The sequence below is a fragment of the Kocuria sp. CPCC 205231 genome (assembly GCF_040980965.1).
GTDB classification, from domain to species: domain Bacteria; phylum Actinomycetota; class Actinomycetes; order Actinomycetales; family Micrococcaceae; genus Kocuria; species Kocuria rosea.
The window spans coordinates 82,305-106,575 of record NZ_JAVKPP010000014.1; the positions used below are offsets into that span (position 1 = coordinate 82,305).

The 24,271-nt window shown below is 68.5% G+C and carries 29 protein-coding genes and 1 riboswitch; of the genes, 15 read left to right on the forward strand and 14 right to left on the reverse strand.

Annotation, left to right across the window (positions count from 1 at the left end; genetic code table 11):
• Nucleotides 1-40: 40 nt before the first annotated feature.
• Nucleotides 41-754, reverse strand: a complete 714-nt coding sequence (locus RF640_RS14595) for a response regulator (protein WP_368828264.1) — start codon at nt 752-754, stop codon at nt 41-43.
• 452 nt (nt 755-1,206) lie between these two features.
• On the opposite strand from RF640_RS14595, the gene RF640_RS14600 reads away from it, so the two are divergent.
• Nucleotides 1,207-2,010 carry a WecB/TagA/CpsF family glycosyltransferase gene (locus tag RF640_RS14600; RefSeq protein ID WP_368828265.1) on the forward strand — a complete coding sequence of 268 codons (804 nt, stop codon included), beginning with the start codon at nt 1,207-1,209 and terminating at the stop codon, nt 2,008-2,010.
• 111 nt (nt 2,011-2,121) lie between these two features.
• Here RF640_RS14600 and RF640_RS14605 read toward each other — a convergent pair whose 3' ends face one another.
• The 5 genes from RF640_RS14605 to RF640_RS14625 all read right to left on the reverse strand — a co-directional run bounded on the left by RF640_RS14605 (nt 2,122) and on the right by RF640_RS14625 (nt 6,833).
• A complete protein-coding gene (locus RF640_RS14605; protein ID WP_368828266.1) occupies nt 2,122-2,448 on the reverse strand; it encodes a hypothetical protein in 327 nt (108 codons plus the stop codon).
• A gap of 319 nt (nt 2,449-2,767) precedes the next feature.
• The gene (locus tag RF640_RS14610) at nt 2,768-3,367 is read right to left on the reverse strand and encodes a copper resistance protein CopC (RefSeq protein ID WP_368828267.1); all 600 of its coding nucleotides are present in this window, start codon (nt 3,365-3,367) and stop codon (nt 2,768-2,770) included.
• 142 nt (nt 3,368-3,509) lie between these two features.
• The gene (locus RF640_RS14615; RefSeq protein WP_368828268.1) at nt 3,510-4,109 is read right to left on the reverse strand and encodes a hypothetical protein; all 600 of its coding nucleotides are present in this window, start codon (nt 4,107-4,109) and stop codon (nt 3,510-3,512) included.
• 233 nt (nt 4,110-4,342) lie between these two features.
• Entirely contained in the window at nt 4,343-6,502 is a 2,160-nt protein-coding gene (locus tag RF640_RS14620) for a cytochrome c oxidase assembly protein (RefSeq protein WP_368828269.1), read from the reverse strand.
• 142 nt (nt 6,503-6,644) lie between these two features.
• Entirely contained in the window at nt 6,645-6,833 is a 189-nt protein-coding gene (locus RF640_RS14625) for a DUF305 domain-containing protein (RefSeq protein ID WP_368828270.1), read from the reverse strand.
• Nucleotides 6,834-7,790: 957 nt separating this feature from the next.
• Here RF640_RS14625 and RF640_RS14630 point away from each other — a divergent pair.
• Both RF640_RS14630 and RF640_RS14635 read left to right on the forward strand, forming a co-directional pair.
• Complete coding sequence (locus RF640_RS14630) at nt 7,791-8,300, forward strand: hypothetical protein (protein ID WP_368828271.1); 510 nt, start codon at nt 7,791-7,793, stop codon at nt 8,298-8,300.
• Nucleotides 8,301-8,645: 345 nt separating this feature from the next.
• Nucleotides 8,646-9,194 carry a DUF3093 domain-containing protein gene (locus RF640_RS14635; RefSeq protein ID WP_368828272.1) on the forward strand — a complete coding sequence of 183 codons (549 nt, stop codon included), beginning with the start codon at nt 8,646-8,648 and terminating at the stop codon, nt 9,192-9,194.
• 39 nt (nt 9,195-9,233) lie between these two features.
• Here the strand turns inward: RF640_RS14635 and RF640_RS14640 are convergent, their stop codons facing one another.
• From RF640_RS14640 to RF640_RS14650, 3 genes are all read right to left on the reverse strand, one after another.
• Nucleotides 9,234-9,929, reverse strand: a complete 696-nt coding sequence (locus RF640_RS14640; protein WP_368828273.1) for a metal-dependent transcriptional regulator — start codon at nt 9,927-9,929, stop codon at nt 9,234-9,236.
• Between the two features lie 44 nt (nt 9,930-9,973).
• Nucleotides 9,974-11,188, reverse strand: a complete 1,215-nt coding sequence (locus RF640_RS14645; protein WP_368828274.1) for an Nramp family divalent metal transporter — start codon at nt 11,186-11,188, stop codon at nt 9,974-9,976.
• A 256-nt stretch (nt 11,189-11,444) separates the two neighbouring features.
• Nucleotides 11,445-12,086: an isoprenylcysteine carboxylmethyltransferase family protein gene (locus tag RF640_RS14650; RefSeq protein ID WP_368800751.1), complete on the reverse strand. Its 642-nt coding sequence runs from the start codon at nt 12,084-12,086 to the stop codon at nt 11,445-11,447.
• A gap of 114 nt (nt 12,087-12,200) precedes the next feature.
• Here RF640_RS14650 and RF640_RS14655 point away from each other — a divergent pair, with 114 nt between their 5' ends.
• Together RF640_RS14655 and RF640_RS14660 are read left to right on the forward strand one after the other, a co-directional pair.
• Complete coding sequence (locus RF640_RS14655; RefSeq protein WP_368828275.1) at nt 12,201-12,533, forward strand: ArsR/SmtB family transcription factor; 333 nt, start codon at nt 12,201-12,203, stop codon at nt 12,531-12,533.
• The gene (locus tag RF640_RS14660; protein ID WP_368828276.1) at nt 12,530-13,240 is read left to right on the forward strand and encodes a cation transporter; all 711 of its coding nucleotides are present in this window, start codon (nt 12,530-12,532) and stop codon (nt 13,238-13,240) included. The genes RF640_RS14655 and RF640_RS14660 overlap by 4 nt, the downstream gene beginning before the upstream one ends.
• A 55-nt stretch (nt 13,241-13,295) precedes the next feature.
• On the opposite strand, the gene RF640_RS14665 is transcribed toward RF640_RS14660, so the two are convergent.
• Entirely contained in the window at nt 13,296-13,448 is a 153-nt protein-coding gene (locus RF640_RS14665; protein ID WP_368828277.1) for a hypothetical protein, read from the reverse strand.
• Nucleotides 13,449-13,735: 287 nt separating this feature from the next.
• Nucleotides 13,736-13,926: riboswitch (cyclic di-AMP (ydaO/yuaA leader) on the forward strand.
• A gap of 5 nt (nt 13,927-13,931) precedes the next feature.
• On the opposite strand from RF640_RS14665, the gene RF640_RS14670 reads away from it, so the two are divergent.
• From RF640_RS14670 to RF640_RS14715, 10 genes are all read left to right on the forward strand, one after another.
• On the forward strand, nt 13,932-14,576 hold the full coding sequence (locus RF640_RS14670) for a C40 family peptidase (RefSeq protein ID WP_368828278.1): 645 nt from the start codon (nt 13,932-13,934) through the stop codon (nt 14,574-14,576).
• A 432-nt stretch (nt 14,577-15,008) separates the two neighbouring features.
• Nucleotides 15,009-15,377: an ArsR/SmtB family transcription factor gene (locus RF640_RS14675; protein ID WP_368828279.1), complete on the forward strand. Its 369-nt coding sequence runs from the start codon at nt 15,009-15,011 to the stop codon at nt 15,375-15,377.
• Entirely contained in the window at nt 15,374-16,288 is a 915-nt protein-coding gene (locus RF640_RS14680; RefSeq protein WP_368828280.1) for a cation diffusion facilitator family transporter, read from the forward strand. Before RF640_RS14675 ends, RF640_RS14680 begins: the two co-directional genes overlap by 4 nt.
• A 48-nt stretch (nt 16,289-16,336) precedes the next feature.
• Nucleotides 16,337-17,029 carry a DsbA family protein gene (locus RF640_RS14685; RefSeq protein WP_368828282.1) on the forward strand — a complete coding sequence of 231 codons (693 nt, stop codon included), beginning with the start codon at nt 16,337-16,339 and terminating at the stop codon, nt 17,027-17,029.
• A 51-nt stretch (nt 17,030-17,080) separates the two neighbouring features.
• Nucleotides 17,081-17,725 (forward strand): vitamin K epoxide reductase family protein, encoded by a 645-nt coding sequence (locus RF640_RS14690; RefSeq protein ID WP_368828283.1) that lies wholly within the window; start codon nt 17,081-17,083, stop codon nt 17,723-17,725.
• 589 nt (nt 17,726-18,314) lie between these two features.
• Nucleotides 18,315-18,497, forward strand: coding sequence for a hypothetical protein (locus RF640_RS14695; RefSeq protein ID WP_368828284.1), 183 nt, complete (start codon nt 18,315-18,317; stop codon nt 18,495-18,497).
• Between the two features lie 16 nt (nt 18,498-18,513).
• Nucleotides 18,514-18,861: an ArsR/SmtB family transcription factor gene (locus RF640_RS14700; protein WP_368828285.1), complete on the forward strand. Its 348-nt coding sequence runs from the start codon at nt 18,514-18,516 to the stop codon at nt 18,859-18,861.
• Nucleotides 18,862-19,097: 236 nt separating this feature from the next.
• Nucleotides 19,098-19,700, forward strand: coding sequence for a cadmium resistance transporter (locus tag RF640_RS14705; protein ID WP_368828286.1), 603 nt, complete (start codon nt 19,098-19,100; stop codon nt 19,698-19,700).
• 171 nt (nt 19,701-19,871) lie between these two features.
• On the forward strand, nt 19,872-20,033 hold the full coding sequence (locus tag RF640_RS14710) for a hypothetical protein (protein WP_368828287.1): 162 nt from the start codon (nt 19,872-19,874) through the stop codon (nt 20,031-20,033).
• Between the two features lie 12 nt (nt 20,034-20,045).
• Nucleotides 20,046-20,498 carry a class I SAM-dependent methyltransferase gene (locus tag RF640_RS14715; RefSeq protein WP_368828288.1) on the forward strand — a complete coding sequence of 151 codons (453 nt, stop codon included), beginning with the start codon at nt 20,046-20,048 and terminating at the stop codon, nt 20,496-20,498.
• Here RF640_RS14715 and RF640_RS14720 read toward each other — a convergent pair.
• The 4 genes from RF640_RS14720 to RF640_RS14735 form a co-directional block, all read right to left on the reverse strand.
• Nucleotides 20,486-21,631 (reverse strand): ArsO family NAD(P)H-dependent flavin-containing monooxygenase, encoded by a 1,146-nt coding sequence (locus tag RF640_RS14720; protein ID WP_368828289.1) that lies wholly within the window; start codon nt 21,629-21,631, stop codon nt 20,486-20,488. The genes RF640_RS14715 and RF640_RS14720 overlap by 13 nt on opposite strands.
• 83 nt (nt 21,632-21,714) lie before the next feature.
• On the reverse strand, nt 21,715-22,344 hold the full coding sequence (locus tag RF640_RS14725; RefSeq protein WP_368828290.1) for an arsenate reductase ArsC: 630 nt from the start codon (nt 22,342-22,344) through the stop codon (nt 21,715-21,717).
• A 28-nt stretch (nt 22,345-22,372) separates the two neighbouring features.
• Nucleotides 22,373-23,785 (reverse strand): FAD-dependent oxidoreductase, encoded by a 1,413-nt coding sequence (locus tag RF640_RS14730; RefSeq protein ID WP_368828291.1) that lies wholly within the window; start codon nt 23,783-23,785, stop codon nt 22,373-22,375.
• 14 nt (nt 23,786-23,799) lie between these two features.
• Nucleotides 23,800-24,255 (reverse strand): arsenate reductase ArsC, encoded by a 456-nt coding sequence (locus tag RF640_RS14735; RefSeq protein ID WP_368828292.1) that lies wholly within the window; start codon nt 24,253-24,255, stop codon nt 23,800-23,802.
• Between the last annotated feature and the right edge of the window lie 16 nt (nt 24,256-24,271).

The window sequence follows — 24,271 nt, forward strand, 5'->3', positions numbered from 1 at the left end:
GGACTCCAGGACCAGCATCGGCCTGTCGGCATGGTGGTGCTCATCCTTCGGTGCCGATCCGGTAGCCGACCCCGCGGATGGTGTGGATGAACCGCGGGCTGGTGGCCTCGTCGCCGAGCTTCTTGCGGATCCGCCCGATGTGCACGTCCACCAGGTGCTCGTCCCCGGTCCAGACGGTGTCCCAGACCATCTCCACCAGCTGCCGGCGGGAGAGCACCAGCTGCGGATGGGCTGTCAGGCACAGGAGCAGGTCGAACTCGATCCTAGTCAGCGCCACCGGTTCCCCGCCCAGGCGCACCTGGCGGGCGGCCTTGTCCACCACCAGGTCCCCGATCACCAGCTCTTCCCCCGCCGGTGCCGGTGTGGGCGCGGGGCGGGTGCGGGCCCGGCGCAGCATGGCCTGGACCCGGGCCACGAGCTCGCGCGGGCTGAACGGCTTGGTCACGTAGTCGTCGGCTCCCACCGACAGCCCCACGATCTTGTCCACCTCGTCGTCGCGGGCAGTGAGCATCAGCACGTGACAGTCCGAGAAGGTCCGCAGTTGACGGCACACCTCGATCCCGTCGATCCCGGGCAGCCCCAGATCCAGCACCAGCACGTCCGGGGCGAAGTCCCGCACCGCGGTCACGGCCTCGGGGCCGTCGTGGCGCACCGCGACCTCGAGTCCCGCCTTGCGCAGATAGTCCGTGACCAGCTGCGCGAGGTCGATCTCGTCGTCGACCACCAGAATCCGTCCGGTCAGGGGCGGGGACATAAGGGCTCCTTGATCAGTGGAAGGGATCCTGTGTGCGGGCTGGAAGGCTGCACGACCGGCGGTTGGTCTGAAGCAAGACGGCAGCGGGGGCATTGAGCGATGGGGTCTTCCGACTCGATGCGGGTCGGCTGGTTGTGGTCCTCCCGGTGGTGTGGGTCAGGCAGAAGGGCGGGCGGCCACCCTCCCAATCTTTTTGCATCTGCTCATGCATGCAAATAGTTGCACATTAGGGGACAACAGAGCGCAGAAGTGGGGATATTTATGAAAAGTCAAGTATTGCTAACGTGAATACTGGCGGGTAGTCGGGGAAACACGGGCTGGTGTTCCCGAAGGCTGCGCCCACGGGACGGTGTCCCGTGCGCCAATCAGGATCTGGGGGATCCCACAGCGGCCGGCGACTGTGCCGACCGACCAACGATGAGGCAGCAACTGCCGAACCAGTGGGGGAACACATGCTTAAGTACCAGACTCAGACGGACAGGCTGGGCAAGATCGAGATCCCGGTCAGCGGCATCCGGGTGACACCGATGGACACCAATGAACTGCACCGGTGGATTGCGGCCACCTGGGAGGAACGGCGCAAGACCGTGATCCTCGGCCATAACCTGCACAGTCTCTTCACATGGGAGGTCAACCCGACGTTCCGCGCCTTCTACGACAAGGCCGACGTGGTACTCACGGACGGCTTTCCCATCCTGAAAATGGCCAAGTGGTGCTCCGGGCGGCCACTCAGCGCCAGGCGCCACCGTATCGGCACCATGGATTGGCTGCCCGGGCTGATCCGGAGCACCCCGGTGCGGCGCGTCGCCGTCATCGGCGCGAGCCCGGACAGCAACGCCGCCACGGTCGCTCTGCTGCGTGCGGAGGACCCCGAGCGCACGGTCGACGGCTGGGCCGGTGAAGGGTGGAACCCGGAGCTCGAGGACCGGGTCGTTCGGGCCCTTCAGCAGTTCCAGCCGGACTTCGTCATCGTGGGCCTGGGGATGCCGCTGCAGGAGGAGTTCCTGAGCCGGCACTGGGAGGAGTTGCCCACGGCGATCTACGCGGCCGTCGGTGGGGTGATCGACCAGTACTCCGGGATCCAGAAATCGGCTCCGCGCTGGCTCGGGCCCATGGGTCTGGAGTGGGCTTACCGGCTGGCCACCCAGCCGCGGCGGCTGGGTCACCGGTATCTCATCGAGCCGTGGATCCTCGCCTACCTCCTGGCGGCCAAGGCCGCCCGTCCAAGCGTCGGAGCGGCAGCAGCCCGCTCCTGAGCCGGCTGTGAACGGCGGGTCCGGGCGCCCCGCCCTGGCCCACCGTCTCGTGCGGACCGGCCTCCTCAACGTTGCCGGTCACAGCAACTCGCCCGTGGGCCGGAGCGGGACCTAGGGTCCGCTCCGGCCCGCAGCGGCCGTCTCCAGGGCGTCGAGCATCGCGTCCTCCTCGTCCTCCCACGTGGGGCGGGAGCGCCGGCGCTGCGGCCGGGGCCGCATGAGCGACTTGAGGTGGGCGGGCATGTCGTCGGCCATCTCCAGCTGGCGAATCACGAGCTCCTCGTCGCCCTCGCCGATGTAGTTGCTGTCCTCGTCGCAGAACCTGGCGAGCCGCCGCTCCATCTCCTCGGCGAGCTGACGGTCCCACGCGTCGTTGCGCGCCTGCTGGCGGGCCGCGTAGCCGTAGGCCACGAAGAACAGGGCGCGAACGCGTACCACTGCAGCGAGTGAGGCAGGTGCGGCCCGGAGTCGGTCTCCGGCTCCGGGGCCGGCGGGGGGTCACTGCGGGGGCCGGGTCCTCGACGTCAGCGGAGGGCACCGGGTCCTCATGGGGAACGAGCGGCTGTCCTGGCGCGAGGGGGAGCGACCGGTGAAACCGGTGTCGTCGTGACGGTGGGTCATCGGCTGCAGGTCTGATCCTGCGTAGACCGGCCGATGGCACGATGCCCGCCACGGGCATGGCACCCGGGGCACGGCTGTGGCCGTGTCCCGGGTGCCGTGGCTGTGCAGGGCCTACGCCGGCACCGTGGTGGGGGTGTCAGCTCTTGCGGCGACGGGACATCACACTCAGAACCCCGATCACCGCCAGGGCCAGCGCGCCCACGGCGGCGCCGAGGATCCACCCGGGGACAACACCTCCCGGGTTCTCCCGTGCTGCCGCGTCCTGGGCCTGGGCGGAGCTCTCCGAGCTCTCGGCAGGGGCCTCGGTCGGGGTGCCGCTGAGGCTGGGGGCCGGGGTGGTGGTGTCGGCGCCGTCCCCGACGTCGTAGGTGTAGGTGCCTTCGATGGGGTGGCCGTCGCTGGAGACCACCCGCCAGACCACCTGGTAGGTCTCGTCCTGGGCACCGGTGTCGGACAGGGGCTGGACCACCTGGGCGCCGGCGCGCTCGAGCGGGCCCTCGGTCACGGACTGTCCCTGGGAGTCGGTCACCAGCACCTGGTGGCCGATGTCCATGATCTCCCCGCTGTAGGTGAGCTCGATCTGTTCGGGGGCGGTCTCCAGCACGGCGTCCTGCTCGGGGAAGGTGGTGAGCACCTCGTCGTGGGCGGCGGCGGGGGCCAGCCCCAGGGCGGTCAAGGCGCCGACCGCGCTCAGGGTGGCGGCGGTACGGCGCAAAGTGCAGCTGTGGCTCAGCATGGCAAAAGGGTCCCTTCGAGGGGCAATGAATGAGTGGGGTCAGACAGGGCTGTCGAGCCGGTGGCCGGCAGCGCAGAGCGAGTCGTCGAGTCTGCCTTTCCCGCCCACGGCCACTGCCGGCCCCCGATCTGGGTGGCGGTGTTCAGCCGGCGGACAAGCCCGTGAGTCCGGCCGGGTGCAGAAGACTCCGACGAGAGGCCGCCGGTGGTCCACGGTGAGAACGCACCGGGCGCAGCAGCGACTGATCCGTCAGCGCGTGCGGGCGCCCCTGCGGGACGCGTCGGGGTCGGTGGGCCACGACCGGGGCGGACAGCACCCGCCACAGTCGAAGCACACACAGTTCTAGGGCCTCGAGCAGACCGACGACTGCTACCTCGCCGTGGCGCAGAAACCCGTAGGTGACCGCCGCAGCCACCACGTGGCAGATCAGCATGCCGGTGTCACCACGCACCAGGTGAGTCTGTGCCTGCAGCACCAGATCCGGTCCGGTGGGCGGTGAAACCCCCGTCGCGTGGTGAGTGGCATCGACCACGGTCGTCACGGACCCGGCGACCGCGAAGAGCAGGTGGAAGATGGCCTGGCTGGCCAGCACGCTGGCGAGCAGCCTGGACCGGGAGAGCACCCGGCCGGCCAGGGCCATGCACACCGGCCCGGACAATGCCAGGGGCAGTACTACCAGCATCATCGGAGGGAGGTGTCCGCCAGCGGCCACATGGGAGGCGGCGGCGAAGCCGGTGGCCACCGCGGCTCCGGCCCACCCGCGGGCAAGACGTCGCGCCCGTGCGCTCACGCCTTCACCCCCTTCACAGCATCGGCCGGTCGGCTCGGTGCTCTCATTATGTGTCGCCCCTCGACACCGCCACCAATCTGGAATGCCCTCCAGGCAGGTGCCGGTCCGGTCATCACCGCGGTGCGCCTGATCCGGCGGCCACGCCACCGTCAATGACCCGGTGTGGCCTCCTCTGGAGCCCTGGCTCAGGGCCGCCTGGTGGATTCGTCCCGCTCGGCGAGTCCGGCCATCATCGCGTTGTAGGCCTTGAGCTCGGCGTCATCGGTGCGGTCGGCGGCTCGGTCCACGCGACGGTTTTCCTTCTTGCCTTCGATCGCCCACATGATCGCCACGACCACGGCGACGACAACGGTGGGGAACTCTCCGATCCCCCACATCAGGGCCCCGCCGAACTGCTGGTCCTCGATCGGGCTCCGGCCCCAATCCCGGCCCATGTTCGCGAACCACCACGCCTGCAGCAGGGTGTCCGAGCCCATCAGGGCCACCCCGACGAAGGCGTGGTAGACCATCGTGGCCAGCAGCAGCATCAGCCGCATCATGTGGCCGGGACGGTACGGGATCGGATCGATGCCGATCAGCACGAGCATGAACAGATACCCGGTGATCAAGAAGTGGGTGATCATGAACACGTGCCCCACGTGGTACTGCAGGGTGAACCCGAACAGTGGGGTGAAGTAAAAGATCACGATCGAGGCCGCGAAGTTCACCCCGGCGACGATCGGGTGCGTCACGATCTTGGAGAACGTGGAGTGCACCAGGGCCAGGATCCACTCGCGCGGCCCGCGGGAACCGTCCTGGCGGGGCTCCAGGGCCTTGAGCACCAGCGTCACCGGGGCTCCCAGGACCAGGAAGATCGGCACCACCATCGTCAACATCATGTGCTCGACCATGTGCGCGGAGAACAGCACCAGGCCGTAGACGGCGACCCCACCGGAGGTGACGTAGAACAGCACCGCCAGCCCGATCAGCCAGGAAAGGCTGCGCAGCACCGACCAGGAGTCCCCGCGGCGGCGGACCTGCACGAACGCCCACAGGTAGACGGCGGCGAGGAAGACCACCACCGCCAGCCACAGCGGATCCACCCGCCAGGTGGTGAACCAGGAGGCGGCAGTGGGCTCCGAAGGCAGCGGGTACCAGGTGAGGATCTCGGCCGGGGTGGCATCCGGGGCGATCTCCTCGGGCACCGGTGGGGCGGTGCGGGACAGGGCCACGCCCACGCCCATGACCGCCCCCATGACCAGCACCTCCCCGGCCACCAGCTGCCACACCGCGCGCCGGGCGGCGAGACGGCCGGCCTCCACACCGGGGATCAACCAGCGGCGGTGGGCCAGCCCCGCCAGGCCCAGCCCCAGGGTCAGGGCGGCCTTGAGGAGCACCAACTGCCCGTAAGGGCTGAACAGCTGCTCCCAGGAGCCGATGCGCACCGCCGCATTGATGGTCCCGGAGAGGAACACCAACAAGAAGGCCCCGAAGGCGACCGCCGAGAAGCGGCGCAGCACCACCGCGGCCATCGGCACCCGGCCCCGGACGCCGGCACCGCGGCCGGCCCCCGCGGGCAGCGTGCCGGTGCCCGCGTCAGACCCGCTCAGCTGCGGAGAGAGCCAGGCGAGCACCACCAGCCCACCGGTCCACAGGCACACGCCCAGCAGGTGCAGGCCCAAGGAGTTCACCGCACCCATGTGGTCCGCGCCCCCGGCAGCGTGACCGGTGAGGGCCATCGCCACCAGGGCCGTGCACGCCAGGACGAAGGTGAGCAACAGCCCCATCAGGGCCCGGACGCCGAAGACCAGGGTGGTGACCACGGCAGCGGCCACCACGGTCGCCGCCTGAGACTGCCCCAGGGAAAGATCCGTGGCGTAGTACAGCAGCTGCTGCGCGTAGGCCTCGTCCCCGCCCACCGGCACCCCCGCCACATCGGAATAGGACAGCACCAGCACCGCCACGGCAGCCACCGTCCACACCACCGACGCCACCTCGGCCAGACCCATGGTGGCCGTGAACAAGGGGTGCTCCGCTTCCTGGCCCCCGTTCCGCCCGTCTGTGCGGCGGCGGAGCCCGTCACGAGTTTTCGGTACGACGCCCAGAGCGAAGAGCAGGGAACCCATCACCACGACCAGGGCACTGTTGTGCACCACCTCGACCACGGGCAGACCCCAGCGCACCAGCGCCCCCGGGTCAGCCGCCAGACGAGCGGCCCCCGAGCCGCTGTAGAGCATCGCCAGAATCAACACCGCCAGAGCCACCACCAAGGCAGCAGCGAGCTGCCCCGGCCTCACCCTGTGACCACCGGGCTTCGCCTGCCCGGTGCGCGCCTGCCCGGTGTGCTCGGGCGTTCTCGTACTCATGAGCTAATCTCCTTCACCCGCCTCTGAAGGAGGGGACGGGTTGCCTCCATTGTCCTCGCCGGGCACCCCACCCCCGCCCCACATGATCGGCCGCGCCCCTCAACAGGTCTCAGCGACGGCCTCCTGGGCTGCGCCAGAACTCTCACCGCCCCGTACGCGGCATCTGGGTGGCTCGGGGGTCAGTGGGGGTGGCCAGCAGCTTTTCCCTGTACTGGATCTCGGGCTGCTGGCTGATGAGGATCGACTGCGCCAAGAAGGTCACGGTCGGATCCTCCGTGCACCCCAGGATGGCGGCAACCATGCTGGGGCCGGCCTGGTGGTGGGGGATCATCAGCTACAGGTCCCATCTCCCCGGCCCCTGGCCCCTCAGCCTCCTCGAGTTTGGCGAGCTGCTGAGGAGATGCCCAGCATCGCCGCAACTTTTCGTGAGGCGGCCGGGGCGAACCCATGAAGCCCACCGTGGCCGCCATCCTCATCCATCCATGCCACGACCGGCTGGATCGAGACTGAGGGTAGTTCCCACACCGAAAGCCACCCGTGCATCTGCCTGGCCTGTTGTTGGTAGGTGTCGGCAATAACGTACTGGACACACAAGAAGGGCATGCCCATCCACGAAAGGATGGTCACGCCCTCAGCTCAGGAACTCTCCACCGCGCACAGTCTGCACTGCACACAGCGGTTTCCGCAGTGCCCCCTAGCTCCTGACATCGTCCCAGGTGGGGAGCAATGTCCATCGAGATGCTTCCCCGGTCCTTGGCAGGCCGAGCGCCAGTCTTGCCCCTCTATTTTACTTCTCCCTCCCGATCGCGAGCTAGGGCCATGCCCCTAACGGTTTGAACCGGCTCGTTCTAAAACCGACAGAAGTGGTTGCCACTCGGGTCTTCCGAATCCAAGGAAACTCGCATGACTCCACAGAACTTCGTACGCCAGCGTCAGGCCAACCACGCCTGGTGGTGCTGCGCCACGTGGAGGAGGTCTGATCGGACGGAAGTCTGGACAAGCCCACACCGGACCCAGGGGGCTGAGACCGCGTCGCCAACCTGGTCGGTCCGTAAATTTCCTCGCGCCGTATGGCAGTCCTTCAGATGGGTGCGGTATGCACCCGTGGGTGTACCTGGGAAATCAACTCCGGGATGGATGCTGCGCAATGACCTGGCCGACATGCTTTAGATGTCGGCGCACCAAAAATTGCCTCCGCAACAGCGGTAGGGGCTCGGCAAAATAAATCCCCGCATCTCGCCAGGAGATCAAAATGTCATCCACACGCGCATTGTCCACGCATACCGCCATGCCCAGCAGCCGGCGCTACTTCTCCAAGGCCGTATTGTCCATGGCCTCGCTCACTCTCGCCGCAGGCGGCCTCGCCACCCTCGGAGCACCGGCCCAAGCCGCGGCCACCCCGACCACCCAGGTGCAGCCCACCGTGGTGGAGACCCAGGGGCAGCAGAAGGGCTGTGATGTGGATGCTTACAAGCCGCATTACAAGAAGTATCAGGGGAAGCATTACGCCGCGTTCCCCTTCAAGGTGAAGTGCGAGAAGGGCTACACCAAGGTGCAGGTGAAGCAGTACTACTACGCCGAGGACAAGTACGGGAATTCTCACGAGCACGGCAGCGACTACTACCAGTACAGCTTCAACCACCACGGCGGTGAAACCTGGGGCGGGGGGCAGTGGCGCCACTTCAATCACCACCAGGACAAGAAGGTGTACCACGTGGTCAAGTACCGCTACTGGGACGGTCACGGCTGGTCGGACTGGTACAAGGACGTGAGCCACAAGACCGGCCTCGGGCACTGATCGCACTTTGGTGGGGGCCAGCCAGCTTGTGGCTGGCCCCCACCCTTCGACACCGGTGAGGGCCCCATCCGCACGCCGTCGTGGCTGGTGACAGCACCCCGCAGCATTCCTCTTGCACCACTGGATGCAATTCTTGGGCAGCAGAACCGTGGCCTCCAGGTCCTCGACGGGGGCTCCCGAAGTGCCGGGTATCGATGAACACTCCTCACTTGTCGCCCATCACAAAGACATTTCTGGGTGGGACAGTGATCGGGCCGAACCAGAAACCCCAGATCGGACCGGGTCTACTCCCCGGGATCACGGACCAGAAGGTCCGCGGGGGCGCTGTCATGAGAGGGTTGCAGCATGTCCCATCCTGCGTCCCCCGGCGTCTCCCCACCCGATGAACCCCGCAGCGCCCAGGGATCCTCCCCGGCCGGACCTGGGGCCGAGAACCTTCCCGCGAAGGCCGCCCCTGGGGCGGTCCTGTACGAGGAACGGTTGTCGGCCGCGTGGTGGATGTGGTTGCTCGTGCTCTTCGCGGGCCTGGTGGGTTTCATCGCCCTGGCCCCGATCAACATGTGGGCCGGGACGGCCGTCGGGGCCGTGGTCGCCGGCGGCACTGCGGTGGCGTTGATTGTTTCGAGCACCGGGATCGTGATCACCGGGGAGTCGTTGCAGGTGGGGCGGGCCCGTATCGAGCGTCGGTTTGTGGGCGAGGCCGAAGCGTTTCGCGGCAGCGCCGTGCAACGGGTGCGGGGCCCCGAGCTTGACGCCCGCGCCTACATGAACTTCCGCGTCTCCGTGGGCCCGGTGGTCCGCATCCAGATCACCGATCCCGTGGATCCCACCCCTTATTGGTTGACCTCGACCCGTCACCCGGAGCGCATCGTCGAGATCCTCTCCGCCGGCTGAGACCGGCGTCCTGTGAGGGGCTCGTCCGGTGACCAGCTCTCAGAGGCTCCGGAGAGTATTGAGGATGGGGATGGGTGTCACCCAGATGGCCTCGGCTTCCACCGGGGCCAGATCGATCGCGGTGTGCTGGTTCCCCGGTACACCGGTGGTTCCGCTGGCTCCCTGGGCGATGACACGAAAAGGCCCGCCCGGCACGAGGCCGCAGGCGCGGAACCGGGTCAGGAGTTGCGGGTCGGCATCAGAGAGACGAACGATCTCGTATCGTCCCGGCCTCGCCCTGGTGAGCCGGGTGGTGTTGAGTGGGCGACGGGTGCGTCCCTGCGCGGTGGGGATCGGGTCCCCGTGCGGATCGGCCGTAGGCTGTCCCAGCTGGGCGTCGATGCGCTCGATCATCGCGTCGGAGACGGCGTGCTCGAGACGTTCGGCCTCGTCGTGGACCTCCTCCCACGGATACCCCAGGGTGGTGACGAGGAAGGTCTCCAGCAGTCGATGCCGGCGCACCATCGCGACCGCGTACGCGCGCCCCTGCGGGGTGAGGGTGACGGGTTTGTAGGGCTGGTACTCGACGAGCCCCTGGGCGGCCAGTCGCTTGACCGTGTCGGTGACGTTGGGGGCGGAGGTCCCCATCCGCGCCGCCAGGGCTGTGGTGGTGATCGGCGGGTCGCCCCATTCGGTGGCCGACCAGATCGCCTTGAGATAGTCCTGGGCGACCGGGGTGATCTCACTCAAGTCCATGGGATCCACGCTACCGAGTGCCGCGCCGGAGCTGCCGGGCCCACTCAATCGGCCCCGGTGGCGGTCAGGATGATCAGCGCCAGATTCAACGACACGATCAGGGCCACGACCACCCAGGCGGCGACAGTCAAGGCCACCTTGTTCACGAAGGCGCCCATCAGATCCCGGTTGCTGCTCAGTCGCACCAACGGGATCAGGGCGAAAGGGATACCCAGGCTCAGCAACACCTGGGACAGCACCAGCGCCCAGGTCGGGTCCACCCCGACGGCGATAATGACCAGGGCCGGGATCAGGGTGATCAGCCGGCGGGTGAACACCGGGATGCGCACGTGCAGCAACCCGCCCATGATCGCTGATCCGGCGTAGGAGCCCACCGAGGTCGAGGCCAGCCCGGAGGCCAGCAACCCGATGCCGAAGGCGACCCCGACGGCCGGACCCAGGGCGGCGGTGATCGCCGCATGGGCTCCTTCGATGCTGTCGGTGCCGGGCACCCCGGCGAGGTTACCCGCGGCCAAAAGCAGCATCGCGATGTTCACCGACCCGGCCACGAGCAGGGACAGCAGCACGTCCCACCGGGTGGCGGTCAGCAGCCGCGGCAGGGCCTCGGCGGGCACCGAGTGCCCGTGGCGGTCCCGCGCCAGGGCGGAGTGGGCGTAGATGGCGTGGGGCATCACCGTGGCCCCGAGCATGCTCGCGGCCAGCAGGACCGTCGGGGTGCCCTCGAACCGTGGGACGATCCCGGCGACGGCCTCGTCCCAGGACACGGGGCCGAAAAACAGGCCGGTGACGAAACCGGCGGCGACGATCGCCAGTAGGCCGGTCACGACGAACTCGAAGACCCGAGGGCCCCGCTGAGTCTGCAGGACCAGCAGCAGCATCGAGATCACCCCGACGATCACGCCCCCGGCCAGCAGCGGGATCCCGAAGAGGATGTGCAGGGCGATCGCCCCGCCGATCACCTCGGCCAGGTCAGTGGCCGCGGCCACCAGCTCGGCCTGGACCCAGTAGGCCAGCCGCCGGCCCCGGGGCAATCGGTCGCCCAGCAACTCGGGCAGGCTCGATCCGGTGACCAGCCCGACCTTCGCCGAGAGGTACTGGATGAGTACCGCCATGGCATTGGCGGCCACCAGCACCCACACCAACAGGTACCCGTACTGGGCGCCGGCGGTGAGGTTCGCCGCGACGTTGCCCGGGTCCACGTAGGCGACCGCGGCCACGAAGGCTGGACCCAACAACCAGGGCAGCGGTTGGCGGCGCACCCACCGCTCTCCTGGGGAAGTGGCGGCAACACCTGTTGAGCCGGTGCGCCCGGTCCCGGTCCTCATAGAAAGTTAAGCTATACGAACTTTCCGGCGCGGGGAATGGGGCCCGGCCTCGAGGGCTTGGTCATGCCCCCAGACGTGCGCGCGCAGGAGGGGCTGGGCGCCTCGACAGTCGATCACAGGGGCATGGAACTCCGGACGGTGCTGGCCTCCTGGGGTGGGGGAACTGTCAGCCAGTGGGGGTGTCCTGGGTTCAGGAGATCTGCTCGCCCAGGGATATGCGGCGGAGTCGGCCGAGACCGGGCATAAACCGGCCGACATGAGCGGCGTAGGAGGCGTAGGCCTGTCGGTGGGTGCGCAGCAGGTAGGGCTCTTCGACGAGACGGACCTGCAGCTCCACGGCCACCAGCAGGCACAGCCACGCCGCTGCAGTGACCACGGTGGGCACCAGGAGGGTCAGGCCGCCCAGGGTGGTGAGCATCGCGGTGAAAATCGGGTTGCGGACCACGGCGAAGGCCCCGGTGGTGACCAGCTCGGTCCGCTCGGTGGCGTCGACACCCACCCGCCAGGAGGCGCCCATGCCGGCCTGGGCGGCCAGTACGCCGAGGAAACCCACCACGGTGACGATCAGGCCGGCCCAGGGGAAAACCTGCGGGAGCCGGGGTGCGGCCACGGTGCCGGTGAGGGCCAGGGCGGGCCCGGCCGCACCGAGGACCAGGGCGGCCGCGAACAGGATCCCGCCCCACCACTCGGGCGAGCCGGGTGCTCCGCTCACCCCGCGGAAGCCGGTAGACCCGGTGCGGCGCCGGTGGATCCACGACCGCACACCGAAGGCCGCCACCAAACCGGCCAGGTATAGGCCCAGCGCCAGAGCCGGGGCCACTTCCGTCATCATCACGGTCCTCCTCGATCGGACGAACGCAGTACGTCCCGGGTGACCCGCTGGTGCGCCCGAGGGGTGCCATTAGGCCACTCCTCAACAGTACACAGAAACCTGTACCGTAGGGGGATGACCACGGTGACCCACACCCACACTTCGGCCCTGTCCCGGCTGGGCCATGCCCTCTCCGACGGGACCCGGACCCGGATCCTGCTGGCCCTCCGAGACGCCCCGGCCCGGCCCTCGGAACTGGCGCAGACCCTCGGCGTGTCCAAACAGGTGATGTCCAACCAGCTGGCCTGCCTGCGCGGGTGCGGGCTGGTGACCTCCACTGCTGAGGGGCGCAACACCTGGTACCGGTTGGCCGATCCCCGCCTCGGGTCTGCCCTGGGGGACCTGCTGGAGCTGGTGGTCACCGTGGACCCGACCTGCTGCTCCCCGGAAGGATGCACCTGCACATGAGCTCCCTGACCCTGGACCCCAAGCCCATCACCGATGCACGCCGGGCGGTGCTGCACCGGCGGGTGCGCTGGATCGTGGCCGGCACCATCACCTACAACGTGCTCGAGGCGGTCATCGCCCTGACCGCCGGCACCATCGCCTCCTCCTCGGCGCTGATCGGCTTCGGCCTGGATTCGATCGTGGAGGTCCTCTCCGCGGCGGCGGTGGCGTGGCAGTTCGCCGCCCCGGACCCGCACCAACGGGAGAAGGTGGCGATGCGGGTGATCGCGTTCTCCTTCTTCGGCCTGGCCGCCTTCGTCACCGTCGATGCGATCCGCGCCTTGGTCGGGGCCGCCGAGCCGGAACACTCCCCGGTCGGCATCGGACTGGCCGCGGTGAGCCTGGTGATCATGCCGTTCCTGTCCTGGTTCGAACGCCGCACCGGCCGGGAACTGGGCTCCGCTTCTGCGGTGGCTGACTCCAAGCAGACCCTGTTGTGCACCTACCTCTCGGCGGTGCTGCTGGTGGGCTTGGTCCTCAACAGCACCCTGGGCTGGGCCTGGGCCGACCCGCTGGCCGCCCTGGTGATCGCCGCCGTGGCGGTCAAGGAGGGGGCGGAGGCCTGGCGCGGGGACGCCTGCTGCTCCCCGGTGGCCGTCCTGCTGGATGAGGACGGCGACGGGTGCGCCGACGGGTGCAGCTCCGGCTGCGCCTGCTGCGCCCACTGAACACGGTCAGCACGCCCCGGCGCCCGGAGACGAGGGCGCCGGGGCGCACAGCTTCTCAGGAACCGAGGTAGACGGAGATCGCGGTGAACAACGCAAATCTGCCGGTGAGCAGGATCGGTCCCGGCACGCTGGTGTCGCCTTCGTGGGCTTGGTCGGGCATCTCCTCGACCACAACGCTGGCTAACGTTCCGCCAGCCAGTGCGAGCACGGACAGAGCCTAAATTTCCGGGGCTTGAAGTGGCTCCTGTCTCCACCGCTGTGTGGGCGACGACTCCCCGCGCAGCGCCCACGCACCAACAAGTCACCTCACTCAAAGCGCAGAGCTCCCCGTTTTTCTCGGGAAATTAGCAGGAAAAATACGACAACAATTCAGGTTTTCATCGAGTCTTGACCATTTCTTTACGGTCTCTATACATTCCCGAATTGGATTGTGATTGTTTCGTAATCTCCTTGTACTCTTCAATGCGTGCCGACCACTGATCCTGTCGGCGCCCTCGTGGCACATCGCCGAGTTCTGCCGGTGCCCGGGGTTCCTGAAGAGAAATCGCTTGGCAGAAGCGGGGGAACCATTACCGGTCCCGGTGTACCGGGGCCTTGGGGTTAAGTCGTTCAGAGCGCGCGCGTTCTGCGGCCGGGTGTCTCCCACCCGCATCCGACAGCTCACCTCGTAGGCAAAGGGAGGAATTCAACCATGTCGCTTTTCACGCAGAACACTGCCCGTCACCGTGCCGAGACCTCCTCGCGTGCCGTGCGTACCACCACCATCGCCGCCGCCGCCGGCGCCGCACTGGTGGGCTCCATCGCTCCGGCCCAGGCCTACGCCGAGATCCCCGCCGCCTCCGGGTCCTCCTATGCGGCTCCGGCTTCGGCAACGGCCAACCTGGCCTCCGACTCCTACCGGGCCCCGGTCGCCGCGCAGCCCGCCGCTCCGGCCCCGCAGCAGAGCGCCGCCACCTCGAGCGTGACCCCGCAGTCCAACGCCACCACCGAGATCGCCCCGGCCGCCGGCGGCATCGTGGGCACGGCCATGCAGGGCGTGGGCACCGGCTACGTCTGGGGCGGGACCTCCTTCGGGGCCTGGGACTGCTCCGGATTCACCGGCTGGGTCTACGCCCAGCAGGGCATCGACATCCCCCGCACCAGCTTCCAGCAGATCGCCGCAGCCACCCCGACGTCCACCCCGCAGCCCGGTGACCTGGTGTCCCAGAACGGTGGCAACCACATCGGCATCTACATCGGTGGCGGCAAGATGGTCTCGGCGCTGAACCCGACCCAGGGCACCTTCGTCCACTCCGTCAACGCCATGCCCGTCGACGGGTACTACACCTACCGGTAAGCCTCGCCGATGCGGTGATGGCCAGCCGGTGGGCTCATCCGTCAGGTGCGGAGTGCCCCGCCAGGATCATCGTCGATGGACCGCATGGGTGCTCCCCGCGGCTGTAGCCGCAGACTCGAACGATTGCCACGATCCTGTCGATGTGCGCCCGCCCGCGAATCGGCACACGGGGAGCAGTCCTGCGGAGAGGCTCGGAGAGTGCTCATGGCCTTGCCCTGTCTTCCGCTGGACGCGGGCAGTGCTCATCCTGCTCCGCCTCGGCATTGGAGCGAGGGCTCCTGGGGGTGCAGCGATGGCTCGGGGGACGAGGATGCCGCAGTGGCGGACGGCACCCCCGTCCGCCTTCACCGTATGAATACGAGCTGGACATTGCCCGATCATCAAGAGAAGCCCCCATCTCATTTGATACAGATTCTGCTGTACGGTTATTGCATGAGGATCTTGTCCCCGGTCGAGGTGATGTCCCGTTTCGGCAAAGCACTGGCCGATCCCACCCGAGCCGCGGTGCTGCTGCAACTGCAGCAAGGCCCAGCGGTGCCCTCGGAACTGGCGGCCCGGATCGGGGTGAGCCGGCAGATCCTGTCCAACCACCTGGCCTGTCTGCGCGATTGCGGGCTGGTCGTGGGCGTGCCGGTGGGGCGCAACGTGCGCTATGAACTCTCGGACCCGAAGCTGGCCCACGCGTTGGAGGACCTGCTGGGCACGATCCTGACCGTCGAGCCGGTGTGCCGGTGCGGGACACCCGAGTGCGCCGCCGAGGACCTTCCCGATGACGCCACCACCCAGAAGATTCCGGCATGAGCGGCGAGCACGATCATTCCCACGCCGGCGCCGGGCGGCGGGGGAAGCTGGCGGTGGTCTTCGCCATCACCGCCACGATCATGGTCGCCGAGATCATCGGCGCGGTGATCTCGGGCAGCCTGGCGCTGCTGGCCGATGCCGGACACATGTTCACCGACTCGGCCGGACTGCTCATCGCCCTCACGGCTGCGACCCTGGCTTTGAGACCGGCCACGGACAAACGCACCTGGGGGTACCAACGCGCCGAGATCGTCGCCGCGGCCGCCCAAGCCTCGGTGTTGCTGGCCGTGGGCGGATTCATCGCCGTCGAAGGTGTACGCCGGCTATTGGAGCCTCCCGAGGTCGAGTCCACGGCCATGCTGTGGTTCGGGGTGATCGGACTGGTCGGCAACATCATCGGGCTGGTCATCCTCGCCTCGGGCCGGGGCGAGAACCTGAACATGAAGGCCGCGTTCCTGGAGGTGGCCAACGACGCCCTGGGCTCGGTAGCGGTGATCGTCTCGGCGATCGTCATCGCCACCACCGGGTGGACCCGAGCGGATGCGGTCGTGTCCTTGTTGATTGCCGCCCTGATCGTGCCGCGGGCTCTGATGCTGCTGCGCGACACCATTGAGGTCCTGATGGAAACCACCCCGAAGGGCCTGGACCTCGAGCAGGTGCGCACCCGCCTGGAAGCCCTGCCGCACGTGGTCGGTGTGCACGATCTGCACGCTTCGCGCATCGACTCCGACACCCCGGTGCTCTCGGCCCACGTCACCGTCCACGACGGCTGCCTGAGCGCTGAGCACGCCGGTGTGGTGCTGGCGGATTTGCAGGCCTGCGTGGCCCGTGACTTCGACGTGGCCATCGAGCACTCCACCTTCCAGATCGAACCGGCCTCCCACCGCCACGATGAGCCCCTCCACCCCTAGCCCCCTCCACCGGTACGCCCTGCTGCCGGAGACAGAACGGACACCCCTGTGAGCACTACCGCCAGCCCGCCCACCCCACAGCAGAAGCCCTCGAAGGCCAAGATCATCGTGTGGGTCCTCCTGGCCGCCGTTGTGGCCGCCGTGGCCATCCCGATCCTCATCGCCCGTGCCAACTCCACCCCCGATACGGTGCCCCAGGGCCAGGGCCAGGGGCAGGTCGTGCGGGAGAACAGTCGGGTGCTCTCCCAGGCACCGGACGAACAGGCCGTGCTGGTGGAGTTCCTGGACTATGAGTGCGAAGGGTGCCGGGCCGCCTACCCCGTCATCGAGGAGCTGCGGGCCGAGTACGCCGACACGGTCACCTTTGTCCACCGCTACTTCCCGCTGCCGGGCCACCGCAACTCCATGAACGCCGCCCTCGCGGTCGAAGCCGCCGCCCAGCAGGGACAGTACGAGCCGATGTACCAGCGCATGTTCGAGACCCAGGAACAGTGGGGAGAGTCGGCCGAGGACCAGAGCGCGGTCTTCCGCGGCTTCGCGCAAGCCATCGGCCTGGACATGGCCGCCTTCGATGCCGCGGTGGCCGATCCGGCCACCCAGCAGCGCATCGAACTCGACGTCGCTGACGGTGAGGCTCTGGGCGTGGGCGGAACCCCGACCTTTTACCTCGATGGGGAAGTCCTGAACCCGGAGACGCTGGAGCAGTTCCGAGCCGAGATCGAAGCCGCCGCCACCAGCTGACCCCCTCCATCACGAGACCACTGACCGCTTGCACCTTCGAGGGGCCCTCCCATGACTGATACCACGACCATCGACCGCCCCCACGGCGCCGAACCGGACGCCGCGGCGCACCTGCCCGGCTTCGCCCGCCACCGCCCCTTCGCCCTGGTCCTGCTGGTGACCGGGGTGATCGGCTGGATCGCCTCGGCGATCCTGGTGCTCGAACGTTTGGAGCTCTACCGCGACCCCGACCACGTCACCAGCTGTGACATCAACCCCTGGGTGTCCTGCGGGCAGGTCATGGGCACCTGGCAGTCGGAACTGTTCGGCTTCCCCAACCCGCTGATCGGCATCGTGGCCTTCGCCGTGGTCATCACCACCGCCATGGCCGCCGCCTCCGGGGCACGGTTCGGGCGCTGGTACTGGATCGGCCTGCAGATCGGAGTCACCGCCGGGGCGGTGTTCGTGATCTGGTTGTGGTCCCAGGCGCTGTTCACCATCTACATCCTGTGCCTGTACTGCATGATCGTATGGGCGGCGATGATCCCGCTGTTCATCCTGCTCACCGTGCGCAACCTCGCCCACGGCGTCATCCCCGCCCCGCCCCGGTTGGTGCGGTTTGCCTCCGAGTGGGCCTGGACCCTGGTGGCCATCGCCTACGTGGCCGTGGCTGCCTCGGTGTTCTTCCGCTTCTTCACCGCCTTCACCGGCCTCTGATCCACCCCTGAGCGATTCCTGCCATAGCGCCCCTTCAAGGATGTCATGGCCACGATGTTCAGCGATCCGACAACTGCCCCCTGGATCTTGCCGCAACACCTGTTGCTGGACGTCCTCGAACAACAGCCAGAGGGCCCCTGCCATGGCAGGGGCCCTCTGGCTGTTCCCGGCGGGGCCGTGCATCCGGTGACACGACGCGCTCCGTTTGAGGGATGGAAGCGGCCACCAGCAGTTGGACACCCACGCGAGTGCTGCCCCTGCTCATCGGAGGATCCCCGTATTGACTTCGAAGTCGTTTGTATAGCTTTCCTCAAGACGTCGTGAAGATTCCCCGTAGCTTGCTCCCTGGTTGCTCTACGGGCTGTTCGGCCGAGCCAGTGAGGGCATAATTTGCAAGTGAGAACACCCCGTTCTCATCACCCCGTGCACGGGCGTTAGGGTGCCCCAGTCTTTGCTCCCCTTAGGCTGGGGCACCCGTCGATAATGTGGAGGAGCGATGTAGCCCGGATCCGGAGAATCCGACGGGCACAGGACCGCCTCTCAGATCCTCAATGGGCAATCCGAAGATGAGACCCCCGAGGCGTCCCCAATGAGCACCATCATCCTGGTGGTCGCGCTGATCATTCTGTCGGTGGTGGCCGCGGCCAAGAAGCTCACCCACGGCATCATCCCCGCCCCGATTGGTGCGCTTGGCCTCCGAGTGGGCCTGATCGATGACCAGTGCCCTTGGCAAGCACAATCACATCGTCGCTTAACGATCAATCGCAATTAAGCGATAACATCGACTCATGACGAACATCAGTTGTGTGGCCGACCTGGACCCGGCCGTGGCCCTGTTCCACTCCCTGTCCGATCCCACTCGCCTGGCCATCGTGGCCCGCCTGGCCGGCGGTGAAGCTCGAGTGCGGGATCTGGTGGAGGAAACGGGCCTGGCCCAGTCCACCGTCTCCGCCCATGTGGCCTGCCTGCGCGAGTGCGGGCTGGTGGCCGGACGCACCGAGGGGCGGCAGATCTTCTACGCTCTAACCCGCCCGGAGCTGATGGATGTGCTGGCCGCCGCCGAGACCCTGCTGGCAGCCACCGGTTCCCAGGTCGCGCTGTGTCCCATCTATGGCACGTCCGTTCAAGAACCCTGACGAATATCCCACCCTCACCGGGTCCGCCCACGCCCTGAGGGCGAAAGCGGTCGCTGGTACGCCTTCGGGTGCCCATGACGGGCGCGGCGGCCCACCCCCGGTGACAGTGCCCCGGTGATGGTGCCCGGGGCATCGGCTTCCGGCAGCCTTCCCATGCCTGCTCGGTCGGCCGCTCGGCACAGCGCAGCAGGCCAGGTCCCGGTCGGCGGCTCCCCCCACCTACGGAAAGACAGGTTATGGAACTCATCTCCCCCGTGCTGCAGGCGATCGGCCTGTTCGCGGCCACCAACATCGACGACATCATCGTGCTCTCCCTGTTCTTCGCCCGCGGAGCCGGAGCCCGGGGCACCACCGTCAAAATCGGGATCGGCCAGTACGTAGGCTTCGGCGGCATCCTTCTCGCCTCCGTGCTGGTGACCCTGGGCGCCAGCACCTTCCTGCCACCCGAGGCCATTCCCTACTTCGGCCTCATCCCCCTGGTCCTGGGCCTCATCGCGGCCTGGAAGGTCTGGCGCAGCGACGACGATGACGATGACGAGGGGAAGGTCGCCGGCAAACAGGTCAGCATCTGGACCGTCGCCGCAGTCACCTTCGCCAACGGCGGGGACAACATCGGGGTCTACGTGCCCGTGTTCGTCACCGTGGGCCCGACCGCGATGGTGGCCTACTGCATCGCCTTCCTGGCGATGGTCGCGGTGCTGGTGGCCCTCGCCAAGTACGTCGCCACCCGCAAGCCCATCGCCGAGGTCCTGGAACGGTGGGAGCACATCCTGTTCCCGATCGTGCTGATCGGCCTGGGCGTGGTCATCCTCCTCGAGGGCGGAGCCTTCGGCCTCTAGCCCACCCGCCGGCTGAACTCAGCCCCACGGTAGGCCCCGGCTCCCTCGTGTCCCCGACCCGGGCGGCGTGAACGGCCAGATCGTCCCACCTCCTGCCTGGACGGTTCACTGCCGTCGATGGTGGAACTAGGCTCGGCGGAAACCCTGCGGGTGCGCCGAGAGGTGGAGGCCATGCCGAGGATGTCCGTCCTGGAGGCCTCCTTCTGTCGCAGCGCGCCATGGGGTCTCGTGGCCCGGCGGATGGTCCCGTGGGCGACCCAGGGGTTCCCCGTCACCGGGGACGTGCTGGAGATCGGTGGAGGCAGCGGTGCGATGGCCGAGGCCATCGCCTGAGCCAACCCCCAAGTGCGGCTCACCACGACCGATGCCGACCCGGCGATGGTCGATGCCGCGCAGGACCGCCTGGCCGGATTCTCCCTGGCTCAGGCGCGTCAGGCCGATGCCATCCGGTTGCCCTTCGAGGACGAGTCCTTCGACACGGTTCTGAGCTTGCTGATGCTCCACCACGTCATCGAGTGGGAACACGCGGTGGCCGAGGTGGCCCGGGTGCTGCGACCGGGCGGGGCGTTCGTGGGATACGACCTGCTGGCCTCACCGATGGCATCCCCGGTGCACCGGGCCGACCGGTCACCGCACCGACTCATCGACCCCGGAGCCTTCGGACCAGTCCTCGACCAGGCCGGCCTGGACCCACTCGCCCTCCGGCTGTCCTTCGGCGGCCGGATACTGCGCTTCGTCGCCCAGCAGCCGGCCGAAGCCACAGAGGGCTCCGGGAAGAGAAAGGGTCAGCCCGAGTAGGAGCCCGAGGTGGCACAGCTACCCATGCCGGAGCATCCGCTCGGCCCATCGGAGGAGCGGACCGGAACAGGCACCGGGGTGGCCAGCTGCCGCTGGAGGGCGGCGGCGGTGTCCTTGGCGGTGGGGCCGACCCCGATCAGGGTGGCCGAGCCGGGCCCGGTCCAGTCCCCATAACCTACGAGGTAGAGCCCGGGCACGGTGGTGGAGGCGGTCCCCATGGTGGGGATCGTCCCGTCGTCGTCGCGCACCTGCAGGGGGCGCAGGTGGCGCAGGGCCGGGCGGAAGCCGGTACACCAGATCACCGCATCCGCCTCCTGTTCCCGCCCGTCGGCCCAGGTGACGCCGGTGGGGGTGAAGCGGTCGAACATCGGAGTGGGGTTCAGCTGCCCGGCGTCCCGTGCCCGCTTGACCGGCGGGATGACGACGATGTTGCCCAAGGCCGCGACCCCGCCGGGATCCGGCAACCCGGCCACCAGGGCCCGGGATCGCTCCGTGGCCACGCGGAAGAGCTCCCGACCGTCGACCTCATCGGGCAGGTACTGCGGGGACCCGTTCAGGCACCAGGTGACCTGGCTGGTCTCGGCGAGGTCGGCGGCGATCTGCGCCCCCGAGTTCGCCCCACCCACGACGACGAGACGCCGGCTCGCATAGGGGACCGGCCCGGCGTAAGAGGCGCTGTGCACCTGGGCGCCGCCGAACTCGCGTTGGCCGGGCACAGTGGGCCAGAAGGGCTGGGACCAGGTGCCGGTGGCGCTGACGACCGCCCGGGCGAACCAGGTTCCTGCGGTGGTCTCGGCCCGGAAGCCCTCCCCCTGACGGTGGACGGCTTTCACGCGCACGGGCCGGTGGACGGGCAGGGCGTAGCGGGTCTCGTAGTCGGTGAGGTAGTCGATGACATGGGTCGCATCCGGGTTCTGTGCCCCGGTGGCGGGCATGAGCCGCCCGGGCAGGGAAGAAAAGGAGGACGGGGAGAACAGCCGCAGCGAGTCCCAGGTGTGCCGCCAGGCCCCACCCGGGGCCTCCTGGTCGTCGAGGATCACGAAGGACAGGTCCGTGCGGCGGCGCAGGTACCACCCCACGGCCAGCCCGGCTTGGCCGCCCCCGATGATCACCACGTCCACCTGATGCTCCATGGTGGTCAGCCTCCCATTTCTTGGTTCCCCAACAAGCCCCGCCCCGTACCTCGGGGCGGGGCCGAGCAACAGGGGGGGTGTGCTCAGTTGCGGATCTGGTCCCACAGGGCCTGGACCCGGGTGTCGATGGCATCGACGATGGCCCGCACACCTTCCAGGGTCTGCTCGGAGGGATCGGCGATGCCCCAGTCCAGGTAACGCTTGCCCGGGTACACCGGGCAGGCGTCCCCGCAACCCATGGTGATCACATAGTCCGCAGCTCGCACCACGTCGTCGGTCAGCGGCTTCGGGTAGGCCCCTGTCAGGTCGATCCCGCGTTCGGCGAGCACCTCGACCACGAGGGGGTGGACTTCGGCGCCGGGCAGGGAGCCGGCGGAGCGGACCTCCACCCCGTCCCCGGCGTGGTGGGCCAGCAGGGCCGCGGCGATCTGGGAGCGGCCGATGTTGTGCACGCACACGAACAAAACCTGCGCCACCGGCTTGTCGATCTTGCCCTGGGACTGGGCCAGGGCCCTCAGCCGGTCGTCGGCGAAATGCCCGGCGGTGGCCGCCAGGTAGGTGCGGATGCGCGCGGTGCGCGAGAGCGTCGTGTAGGACTCGAAGACGTAGCGCTCGACCGTCTCCGGAGAGAAGATCCCCGCATAGCGTTCCGCCAAGTGGGCGGCGGTGCGCTGCAGGACGTGGGTGTCCATGGTCCCGGTGGGCTGGGTCATGACGACTCCTTCGGGTGAGGGGCGGTGTTCAGCAGCAGGCGGACACGCGGGGGACCGACGGGGCGGCCCCGATGGTGACCGGCTGGGGACCGGAGCAGCAGGCACCCGCCGGCTCCTCAGCCACGGCCGGCGCGCAGCACCCCTGGTCCTCAACACTCGGAGCCGGGAGGTCGCAGGAGCCGCCGAGGTCGCTGGAGCAGACCCCGGTCTCGGGCAGCACCAGGCGCACGTCATCGGCCGCGGCCCGGTCCCCGGCCAGGGCGGCGGCGATGGAGCGGACCTGCTCGTAGCCGGTGGCCATCAGGAACGTCGGGGCCCGCCCGTAGGACTTCATCCCCACGATGTAGAACCCCTGCTCAGGGTGAGCCAGCATCTTCTCCCCGTGCGGGGTCACGGACCCGCAGGAGTGGAACTCCGGGTCGATCAACGGACCCAACTGCTTCGGTGCGTCCACGGCCGCGTCCAGCTCCAGGCGCAGCTCCGAGAGGATCTCCAGGTCGGGACGGAATCCGGTGGCCGGCACCAGCAGGTCCACCTCCAGCTGCTGCTCCCCGGCCGGGGTGGTGGCCCGGACGCCCAACCCCTCAGCGGTCGTGGTGAAACCGGTGATGACGAAGGAGGGGTGCACGCCGATCGCGCCGGACTCCACCAGGTGGCGCAGCCGGGTGCCCAGAGCACCCCGGGCGGCGAGCTCGTCGCGGTCCTCCCCGCCGTAGACACTGGTGACGTCAGCAGATCGCACGGCCCAGGAAATCCGGGTGTCCGGCTCGGTCTCGGCCAGGGCACCGAGCTCCAGCAAGGTGTTGGCAGCCGAGTGCCCGGCCCCGACCACGAGCACGTGGCGGCCGGCGAAACGGTCCTGGTCCCGCCCGGTGACATCAGGCAGCGGTGCAGTGATGGTCCCGGCGGCGACCGCGGCGGCCTCCCCCGGTGCCGGCAACCCGGCCTGGCCCAGCGGGTTGGGCTTCGACCAGGTGCCGGAGGCATCAATCACCGCCGACGCCCGGAAATCCTCGAGGGTCCCGTCGGCGTACTGGAGGCGGACCAGGAACGGGGTCGACTCCCGGCTAGCAGAACGGGTCTTGTCCATCCCGGCCCGGGAGACGGCCAGGACGCGGGCTCCGGCGAGAATGTGTCCAGCCAGGACTACGGCCAGGGGTTCCAGGTACTGCTCCACCAGCTCAGCCCCGGTCGGCAGGGCTTCCGGATCTGGCTTGGTCCATCCCCGGGTCTCCAGCAGCCGGGCGGCGGCGTCGTCGATGTTGTAGCGCCACGGGGAGAACAGCCTGGTGTGGCCCCACTGCCGGATAGCCGCCCCCACCTGGGTGCCGGTCTCGATGACCAGCGGGGTGAGGCCGCGCTCGGCCAGGTGGGCTGCGGCGGCCAGGCCCACGGGCCCGGCCCCGATGACGACAACGGGCAAGTCGGTGGTCTCGATCATTTCTTGCAGGCCTTTCACGTGGCGGTGGTCTTGGTGGGCAGCAGCTCGGAGATCAGCGCCTGGATGCGGGTCTTGATCTCGTCGCGGATCGGGCGCACGGCCGCCACGCCCTTCCCGGCCGGGTCGGCCAGCTCCCAGTCCTCGTAGCGCTTGCCCGGGTAGAACGGGCAGGCGTCGCCGCAGCCCATGGTGATGACCACGTCGGAGTCCTGCACGGCCTCGTCGGTGAGCACTTTGGGGGTCTCCGCACTCATGTCGATGCCCTCCTCCGCCATCGCCTCCACGGCGGCCGGATTGACGGCGCCGGCCGGGGCGGAGCCGGCCGAGCGCACCTCGATGCGCCCTTCCGAGAGGTGGGTGAGGTAGGCGGCGGCCATCTGGGACCGCCCGGCGTTGTGCACGCACACGAACAGGACGGAGGGCTTGTCCGTGGTCCCGGCGGGGGTCGTGGCGGTGGTCTCAGCAGTCATGGGGAGCGTCCGTTCT